General features: G+C 69.0%; 9 protein-coding genes. 3 read left to right on the top strand and 6 right to left on the bottom strand.

From position 1 onward, the window contains the following. The 6 genes from VKA86_16920 to nrfH form a co-directional block, all read right to left on the bottom strand. The coding region (locus VKA86_16920) for a hypothetical protein (protein ID HKK72888.1) at positions 1–1017 on the bottom strand (1017 nt) is incomplete at its 3' end. Between the two features lie 79 nt (positions 1018–1096). After that, entirely contained in the window at positions 1097–2404 is a 1308-nt protein-coding gene (locus VKA86_16925; GenBank protein ID HKK72889.1) for a glycogen-binding domain-containing protein, read from the bottom strand. Next, the gene (locus VKA86_16930) at positions 2379–3101 is read right to left on the bottom strand and encodes a hypothetical protein (protein HKK72890.1); all 723 of its coding nucleotides are present in this window, start codon (positions 3099–3101) and stop codon (positions 2379–2381) included. Before VKA86_16930 ends, VKA86_16925 begins: the two co-directional genes overlap by 26 nt. Next, positions 3098–3739 (bottom strand): sigma-70 family RNA polymerase sigma factor, encoded by a 642-nt coding sequence (locus VKA86_16935; protein HKK72891.1) that lies wholly within the window; start codon positions 3737–3739, stop codon positions 3098–3100. The genes VKA86_16930 and VKA86_16935 overlap by 4 nt, the downstream gene beginning before the upstream one ends. Positions 3740–4124: 385 nt before the next feature. Then, complete coding sequence (locus VKA86_16940; protein HKK72892.1) at positions 4125–5798, bottom strand: ammonia-forming cytochrome c nitrite reductase subunit c552; 1674 nt, start codon at positions 5796–5798, stop codon at positions 4125–4127. 30 nt (positions 5799–5828) lie between these two features. After that, on the bottom strand, positions 5829–6248 hold the full coding sequence (gene nrfH, locus VKA86_16945) for a cytochrome c nitrite reductase small subunit (GenBank protein HKK72893.1): 420 nt from the start codon (positions 6246–6248) through the stop codon (positions 5829–5831). Between the two features lie 245 nt (positions 6249–6493). Between nrfH and VKA86_16950 the strand changes: the two genes are divergently transcribed. Genes VKA86_16950 through VKA86_16960 form a run of 3 tightly spaced genes read left to right on the top strand, consistent with a single transcriptional unit; the run spans position 6494 to position 8615 of the window. After that, positions 6494–6646, top strand: a complete 153-nt coding sequence (locus VKA86_16950; protein ID HKK72894.1) for a hypothetical protein — start codon at positions 6494–6496, stop codon at positions 6644–6646. 41 nt (positions 6647–6687) lie between these two features. Continuing rightward, positions 6688–7914 (top strand): DUF438 domain-containing protein, encoded by a 1227-nt coding sequence (locus tag VKA86_16955; GenBank protein HKK72895.1) that lies wholly within the window; start codon positions 6688–6690, stop codon positions 7912–7914. Continuing rightward, a complete protein-coding gene (locus VKA86_16960; protein HKK72896.1) occupies positions 7911–8615 on the top strand; it encodes a DUF1858 domain-containing protein in 705 nt (234 codons plus the stop codon). Before VKA86_16955 ends, VKA86_16960 begins: the two co-directional genes overlap by 4 nt. Positions 8616–8905 lie beyond the last annotated feature (290 nt).

Here is an 8905-nt window from a genome sequence, read left to right on the forward strand (position 1 = left end):
GCCGGGGCCACCGGGGCCGCCGGGACCACCAGGCCCGCCGGGACCCCCGCGGTGATCGCCGGGTCCGCCGATGATGTCGTCGACCGGGCTGTGGCCGCCGAGCCCGCCGTGCATCTCACCCGGGCCCATCCAGCCCTTCGCGATCATGTGGTCCATCATCGCGCCCATCGGCTCGAAGCGACGCATGCCTTCGTCCATGCGTCCGATCGTCTCGTCCAGGGGACGGCCGTGGGCGTGGGCGGTCATGACCATGTGGGCCATGCGGCGGATGTCGCCGGCGCGGTAGCGGTTCTGCAGGGCTTCGCCGGCCAGCCGCACGGCACGTTCGCGTTGGACGCCGACCTCCATGAGATCGGTCGCCGTCGCCGAGGCCGCGGCCAGGTCGACGGTGCTGCACGAGCCGTCGCGCAGGCGCTGGCGCGCCCGCTCGGTCAGCTGCTCGACGTCGCCCTCCTGCAGGCCGCGCCACATGTTGCGGGCCACGCTCTCGGTCAACCGGCGCTCGGTCCGTGGATCGGCCGCCTGCAGACCGGCCTCGCGGGCGCGGTGCAGGGCGCGGTCGGCGGTGCGGACGTGCTGCTCGAGTTGGTTCATCACGCGGTCGAGCACGGGCGCGGGGGCGTTCTTGCGTCGGCCCTCGCGCAGCTTGTCGACGAGCGGCTCCACCGGCAGACCTTCGCGGGCCATGGTGGCCACGCGTTGCTGGTGACGGATCTGTTCGCGCAGGGCCTCGCCCTCGGGGAAGAGGCTTTCGAGGGCTTCGCCGCTCAGGCCAGCCTGCTCGCATGCGCGAAGGTGCTCGCGGAGCTGTTCGCGCTCCTGGTCCTGCAGACCGGGCGCGTTCTCGATGCGCGCGCGGATGCGATCGCGCAGCGGTGTGTCGTCGGTCTGGGCGCTGGCTGCGGGCGCCAGGGCGGCAACGAGCAGGGCGACGCTCAGCGCGACGCTCAACCTGAAGCTCAGCCCGGTGCTCAGCACGGTGACGATCGTGGTGTGGAGGGGGCGTTGGGTCCTCATGGTCGTTCTCCTGCCGATCGGATGCCGTCGGGGGACGGCGCGGGATCTCGTTCCCTGAGACGACGTCGTCGCTCCGGGGTTACGAACCGTTCTCATCAGCCACGACCTCCAGCACGCCGTTGCGGCCTCCGAAGCCGTCGTCGACGGTGATCGCGGCCTCGGGCGGGGTGACCCACTCGCCGTCGACGACGTAGGAATACTCGTAGCGGCCGGGGTCGACGTCGAGCTCGACGGTCCACCAGCCGTCGGCGTCGCGGTGCATCGGATGGGCGGTCGGATCCCAGCCGTTGAAGTCGCCCGCCACGGCGACCGCCTGCGCCTCGGGAGCACGGAACCGCAATTCCACGGTGTCGCCGGGATCGTCGAGGCGGAACAGACCGTCGGCGTCGCCCTCGTCCGGCCACTCGGGGAGCAGGCGGTCGCGCCCGCCGAAGCTCCAGTCGCGGCTCACGGCCAGGGAGATGCGGTGGCTGGTCTCGGTGGTTCCGTTGGGCCACTCGTACTCGGCCAGGGCGGCGCGCAGTTCGATCGTCGCGGCGTCCAGACCGTTCCAGGCGATCCCGAGGCCGGCCTGACGGTAGCTGTCGCTGTCGCCGAGCTCGGTGCGCTCGGTGAAGTCGCGCAGCTGCAGGCTGCCGAAGGCAGTCAGGCGCCAGTTCGGCACGGGCTCGAGCGCGGCTCCGACCGACGCGAACAAAGCCTCCGAGTCGAAGTCGTCGTCGCGGGCGTCGGTGATCTGGATCCCGCCGCGGGCCTCGACGCGCAGCTCCTCGGTGAGTCGGAGTACGAAGTCGATGCCGCCGCTGACTCCGCCCTCGGCGTAGTCTTCGGTGGTTCCGTCTTCCAGCGCGATTTCGAGTTCCGGATAACGACGGCCGCGTCCGCCGGTCCACAGCTCGACGGCGCCGCGGTCGTGGACGAAGGACAGCCCGACCTCGCCACCGGCCCCGAAGCGACGCACCGTGGTGCGCTCGGAGTCGTCGTAGGCGTCCAGGCTGAGCGAGGTGCGCAGCAACCAGCGATCGGCGAGGGCGGCGCGGAAGTCGGCCCAGGCACTCTGCCCGTACAGCCGACGACCACCGCCCTGCAGGTAGCGTTGCCACGACAGCGCCGTACCCAGATCGAGGCGCTGGCGGGTCGAGGGCCAGTGTGTGGCGCGCAGGCTCGGCGAGATGTCGACGAAGCTGCCGCCCTCGACGGCCTCGCGCGTGACGCCGGGATCGATCACCAGGTCGCTCTCGTCGCCGCCGCCGACGCGCAGGCCGGGGGTCCATTCCCACGACGCGACGCCCGCCGTGGGCACGACGAGCGTCAGCAGGAATGCGAGGAGCGCGGTGGGTGTGGTGCGACGCGTGTGGACGTCACACCCCCACGTCGAGCACGGCATTCGTGCCTCCGAAGCCGTCGGGTCGCTCGCGAAGGGCGAGCGGATCGCTCACCCAGCGATCGCCGTTCTCCACGAACATGTACTCGTACTCGCCCGGCGGCAGGACGAGCGTGGTGGTCCACACGTCGCCGACGCGGCGCATCGGAGTGCTCGCGTCGTCCCAGGCGTTGAAGTCGCCGGCCACGTGCACCCGGTCGGGGTCCTGGTCTTCTTCGGGGACGTAGACCAGGCGCACGGTGTGGAGGTTGCGGGTGGAGGTGGCGACGGTGGTGGTGGCTTCGTCGGACGTCGTGGTGATCGTAGGGGTCGTGTCGTCCGACGTGATTCCGGATGTCGTGCCGAGCGTCGTGGTTCCGGAATCGGAGACGTCGGTGTCGCCGACCTGCATGCCGCCGACGAAGACCAGAGCCAGCACCGCGGCTGCTGCGAGCGGGCGCAGCCAAGCGGGAACCTCGCGGCGCTGGCTCCGTTCCGTGGCCGCGGCACGCACTTCCTCGCGATCGATGCGGTTCATGACCGCGTCGACGAAGGCCGGTGGGGTGGTGGAGGCGTTCGTTTCGGCCGCGGCCGCGAGCAACTCCTCGGTGCGACGGAGTTCCTCGGCCAGCTCGGGGTCGCGTTCGACCGCGTCGAGGAATTCGCGCGCCTCGTGGTCGTCGAGTTCGCCGTCGATGTAGCGTGCGAGCAGGGAGTTCACGACGTCTCCTCTCCACTGCGGAAGGGCCGCGGTCCGGGGCGCCGGTGCGTGTCGCCGCGCGGTGCCTCGTCGAAGACCTTCTCCTTGAGCATCTGCCGCGCGCGGTGCGCGCGGACCTTGAGCGATCCGACCGAGTCGCCGGTCACGCGGGCGATCTCGTCGTAGGGCAGATCGTGTTCGTGGTGCAGCACGAAGACCTCCCGGTACTTCGGCGGTAGTTCGTCGAGCGCGGCGGCCAGTCGGTCGGCCAGCTCGTGTTCGCCCACCGCGTCGCTCGGGTCGCTCCAGGTGGCGACCGACGGTGGGTCGGCAGTCTCCTCGCGCTGGTCGCGGAGGTCGTCGAGCGACACGACGTTGCCGTGCCGCTTCGTCCGCCGCAGACCGTCGCGGGCGAGATGCAGGGCGATCTGGACGATCCAGGTGCCGAACCGGGCGTCGCCACGAAAGCCGTCCAGGCCGCGGTAGGCCCGCAGGAAGGTGTCCTGCGCCAGGTCGTCGGCCTGGTCGACGTCGCCCGTCAACCGCAACAGGATCGAACGCACCCGTCCACCGTGGCGCTCCACCAGGGTGGCGAAGGCCTCACGGTCTCCGTCGCGCGCCCGCGCGACGAACACGGCGTCTGTTCCGGGTGGTTGCACGTTCTCTCCCGCTGGTGCTCCTGCACCGCGCCTCGTGGGTTGGGACGACGCGACCGAGGGCAGGTTACGGGATTTTTCGGGGTGGGGCATGGGGGGGCGGGGCGGGGGCGCATCGGGGGGCGGTGCATCGGGGGCTCGAGCGGCGCTTCCGCGGTGGAAGTGACCGGTGGGGTGACACCTGGGGAAGTTCCGCGCTGGAAGCGAGCTGCGCTTCCGCGGTGGAAGTGACCGCTCGAAGCACACCTGGAGGAAGATCCGAGAGCCGGGATCCGTGGCCCATCGGCAACAGGCCGGCCATGCCCGCCTCGCGAGGTCGACGGCCGGGGATCGGCGTTGCCCGCCCCTCCCCGGCCGAATCAATGCGCGCGGTGCTCGGGTGCTCCGATCAGTCGCGGCCGACGTCCTCGGTGACGCCGATCACGGGTTCGCGGGGAAGCTCGTCGGTGTCCGGTGCGTCGGGTGCCCGAAGTCGCAGGGCGAGAGCCTGGGCCCGCCGGGAGAAGTCGATGGACTCGCCAAGGATGCGCATCGCCTCCTGATCGGCGTGGAAGCCCTTCGAGTTCTCGCTGCTGATGTAGTCGAGGCGCCACATGGCCTTCCGCTGCAGTTCGAAGACCGGCGCGAGTTGCTCATCGGTCGCGCCGGCAACCTGCGCCTCGAGGATCGCATCGAGCATCTCGCTCATCGCGGTGCCGGCACGCTCGGTCATGGCGACCGTGCGCTTCTGGATGTTCTCCACCTTCTCCCGCAACTCCGACTCATCGACGTTGTGGCACGTCTGACACGAAGCGGCGACGGACTCCATCGGGCTCTGGACGTTGTGACTGCTGATCTTCATGGCGCCTTCGCGCTGGTAGGGCATGTGGCAGTCGGCGCAGCCCACACCACTCCGCGCGTGAACGCCCTGACTCCAGAGCTCGAACTCGGGGTGCTGCACTTTGAACACCTTCGCACCGGTCTCACCGTGCACGTAGTCGTAGAAGGGTTCGCCGTCGGGGAAGCTCTTCTGTTCCCAGTGGGCTTCGGCCTGATCCATGGTCAGGCCCTGGGCCCAGGGGAACTCGAGGACGTCGTTGCTGGAGCAGTAGTACTCGACGTGACACTGGGCGCACGCGTAGGAGCGCATCTCCGCGCGGGTGGCGTCGACGTTGGGGTCGTAGGGCGCGCTCCGGCTGCCCCGACGCCAACGTTCGATGCTCGGCAGATGTGGGACCGGCGCCTCGCCTTCGGCCAGGGCCTGGATCCCGAGCACGAAACCCGGCCGCGTGACGCGCAGCGCCATGGTTTCGGGATCGTGGCAGTCGATGCAGGCCACGGGGTGAGCTTCGCCCTGCAGCGCTCCGTGCGGATCGACGGGTTCACCGGCCATCTCTCCCGTGAATCCGCCGACGGGGGGTTGCGGTACGACGGGTTCGTTCTCGTTCGGCGTTCCGTCGGGTGCGGCGAGCAACAGGGCGTAGACCTCGTCGTACGGCAGGCGGCTGACTTCCTCGAAGCCCCGGATGATCGCCGGCATGTTCAGGTCGGCAGCAAGGGCCTCCTCGTCGGCCGGGAGCCCCATGGCCTCGAGGCCCACCTTGCGGTACATGACGGTGTTCGAGGCGTGGCAGTGCAGACATGCGCCGGCCTGCGGCTTCTTGGTCACACGCTCGGTCACGCCCTGGTCGTAGAGCATGTACGCGTGTCCACGCGCCTCGCGGTAGTCGATGCTGAAGGCGTACCCGGCGTAGAGTCGCTTCAGCCACGGTTGTTCCTCGAGCTTGCTGGCGGGCATGGCACTGGATCCGCCGTAGAACTCGTCGCCCGCCGTGGCCTTCCACCCGTCGAACTGCTGGGGCCAGTTGCGTCCCCAGGGCTCGGGGTCGGTCGAGATCTCGCTCACCTCGGCGACACGCACGAAGCGCTGACGCTCGTCCTGTTTGTGCCCGACCATGGTGACGAGCACCCATGCCACTCCGAGCGTGGCGATCACGGTGGCGACGAAGGTCACCACGAGAAGGCGTTTGCTGGTCGTGGTCGACTTGGCGGGGGACACGTGTTCGTTCTCGCGATTCGTCATCGTTCGATTCCTCGGGGCGACGGTGGGGCCTCAGCGGTGGCCGACATCCTGGTGGCAGTGCATGCACGAGACGATGTCGCCCCCGTGTTCGGTGGGGAGCAGGGCGTTCGCCAGGTCGCTGTGGCAATGCAGGCACGCCTGCTCGGTCACGCGCCGGTTCCGATCCTTGATGCGGATCGGTTCGTGGAAGTCGTTGGTCGTGAACGCCAGCGAGTGGAAGAAGCCGTTGTCGGCCTTGGTGGCCCACTTGCCGACGGGATCGTGCGGTAGGTGGCAGTCGTTGCACGCGGCGACGTGCGCGTGGCCCGACTTGATCCACGAGTCGTACTGCTCCTGCATGACGTGGCAGTTGGTGCAGGCCTGCGGGTCGTTGCTCAGGTAGGCCGCACCGTTGCCGTAGCCGAAGGTGAAGGTGCCGAGCCCGCCCAGCACCCCGGCGGCCACGGTCACGGCGACGGCGAGAGCGGTGATCCCGCGCCGTCGACCGGCAGTTCCGTCGTTGGGTTCGTCGTGTCGAATGGCGGGCCTCGCGCGCTCGGCAGGGGGTCACGGGGGATTGGAAGTTAGCGCGCGATGGTCGGTCGTAGCCGTAGCGATTCCGTGATGGGATCCGTGCGCATTGAGCATAAGATGTTGCACAGTCACAAGATATATTCATATAATGTTATCCGAATAAAGTTGCTGCAGGAGGTCGGATGCTCACCGATTCGGCGGTCCATGCTGTCCGGGCGATGATCGCGCTGGGATCCCTGCCGGCGTCGGGATTCCGCGGCGCGGGCGCGCTGGCGCAGCACACGGCGACCCGGCCGCCCCTGTCACGTGCATCACGCCTGGAGCCCGATCCGTGACCAGTACCTCGACCAAGCCCCCGCAACCCGAGGCATCCGTCATGAGCGAACTCATCAACAACAGCCAGGAACGCGTCGACACGCTGGCCGGCATCATCCGTCGCCTGCACGCGGGAACGGATCCCGAGAGCGTGAAGCAGGAACTCGCAGAGGTCGTGCAGGCCACGACCAGCGACGAGATCGTGGCCATGGAGCAGCAGCTCATGGACCAGGGCATGTCCGTCGACGAGGTCAAGAGCATGTGCGACCTGCACTCGCAGGTCCTCGGCGACCTACTCGACGAGCCCACCGGCTCCGACGTTCCCGCCGGGCACCCCCTGCACACCTTCGGCCGCGAGAACGTGGCGATCGCCGGTCTCGTGGGCCGGATCCGTGGACTGTTGTCGACGCTCACCCCGGACAACGTCGACACGACCCTCGACGTGTGGCGTCCGCTGCACGAGCAGCTGATGGATGTCGAGAAGCACTACTCGCGCAAGGAGAACATCCTCTTCCCGTACCTCGAACGGCACGGCGTGACCGGTCCCTCGCAGGTCATGTGGGGCAAGGACGACGACATCCGCGTGCTGTTGAAGTCGCTGCGCGAGGCGCTGACGGTGCAGGATGCGTCCTTCGAGGACTGGAGAGTGGTGATCGACCAGGTCGCGAATCCCCTGCTCGACCAGATCGAGGAGATGATCCGCAAGGAAGAGCGGATCCTCTTTCCCATGGCGAGAGAGAAGCTGAGCGACGAGGAGTGGGCACAGATCCACCACGCCGCCGTGCCCTTCGGTACCTGCCTGGTCGAAGCCGGAACCGAGTATCGACCCGAGCCGGCCGAGGCGCCGGATCCGATGACCGCCGACGCTGACCGTCGCATCCCGATCGGAGTGGGGAGCGTGCTTCCGGCACACCTGGAGGGAATCATCAAGGTGCTGCCGGTGGACCTGACCTACGTCGACGCCGACGATCGTGTCGCCTTCTTCTCGGAAGGTCCCGACCGCGTCTTCGAGCGCACCCATGCGATCATCGGCCGCAAGGTGCAGAACTGCCATCCGCCGCACAGCGTGTCGATCGTCGACCAGATCCTCCGCGATTTCCGCAGCGGAACCCAGGACGTCGCGGAGTTCTGGATCCAGCTGGGGCCACGCTTCATCCACATCCGGTACTTCGCCGTGCGCGACGACACCGGAGAGTACCTGGGCACGCTCGAGGTGACCCAGGACGCCACGCGGGTCCGCCAGCTCGAAGGTCAGCGGAGGCTCCTGCAGTACGAGGAGCAGGCGTGAGACCACCGATCACCCCGCAGACCCGCGTCGGCGCGATCCTCGCCGCTTATCCGGAACTCGAGAAGGCTCTGCTCGAGTTCTCGCCCCACTTCGAGAAGCTGAAGAACCCGATCCTGCGCAAGACCGTGGCCCGCGTGGCGACCCTCGAGACAGCGGCCGCGACGGCGGGCGTGAACGTCGCCGATCTGGTGGCCCACCTCCGGCGTGCGGCGGGTGTGGACGGTGTGTCTGTGGACGATGGGGCGTCCGTGGCAGGCGGGGCGCCCGTGGCGGACGGCGCGCCCGTGGTGGATGGGGCGTCCGTGGCAGGCGGTGCGCCCGTGGCGGATGGCGCGCCCGTGGCGGACGGTGCGCCCGTGGCAGGCGGTGCGCCCGTGGTGGGCGATGCGCCTATGGCGTCCGGTGCGTCGGATGCGCCTTCCGAGCGACCGACGGAGGAACGGCCCACGTGGGTCGACGAGGCCGACGTCGCCCACACCCTCGATGCCGACGCGATGCTCGCACGGAACGAGCACCCGCTGGGCTTCGTCCAATCGACCGTCCCTCGCCTCGCCGCGTACCAGGCCGTTCACGTCCGCAGTTCGTTCCGCCCCGAACCCCTGATCGAGCTCATGCAGTCGAAGGGCTGTCGGGTCCACGTCGAGCACGACGCGAGCGACGACACCTGGTCGACGTGGATGGCCCCGCCCTCGACGGGCTGAGATGACGCCGGTGGCGCAAGTGGAAGTGCGTGTGGACACGCGCTTCCGCGGTGGAAGTCGAGATCCCGGACGTCTTCCATCCACACTTCCGCGGCGGAAGCGGCCGATCACGTGACAGTTGGGGAAGTTCCACCCCGGAAGCGGATCCGCTCTCCCGCCTGGCCGGCCCCCTGGCAAGCCACCCCCGCCGCCTCCTACGACGCCGACTCCGCAGCTCGAGCACCAGGCGCAGGCCTTCGTCCACGGAGCGGACGATGCGCTTCGGGAGGCGGGCGACGCGTGTGGACAGG

This window comes from Candidatus Krumholzibacteriia bacterium (assembly GCA_035268685.1).
Classification (GTDB): domain Bacteria; phylum Krumholzibacteriota; class Krumholzibacteriia; order JAJRXK01; family JAJRXK01; genus JAJRXK01.

What these genes read in the sequence shown, in the direction of transcription:
- VKA86_16925 (HKK72889.1), bottom strand. Translation starts at nt 2,404, where the DNA reads ATGCCGTGCTCGACGTGGGGGTGTGACGTCCACACGCGTCGCACCACA.
- VKA86_16940 (HKK72892.1), bottom strand. Translation starts at nt 5,798, where the DNA reads ATGACGAATCGCGAGAACGAACACGTGTCCCCCGCCAAGTCGACCACG.
- VKA86_16950 (HKK72894.1), top strand. Translation starts at nt 6,494, where the DNA reads ATGCTCACCGATTCGGCGGTCCATGCTGTCCGGGCGATGATCGCGCTG.
- VKA86_16955 (HKK72895.1), top strand. Translation starts at nt 6,688, where the DNA reads ATGAGCGAACTCATCAACAACAGCCAGGAACGCGTCGACACGCTGGCC.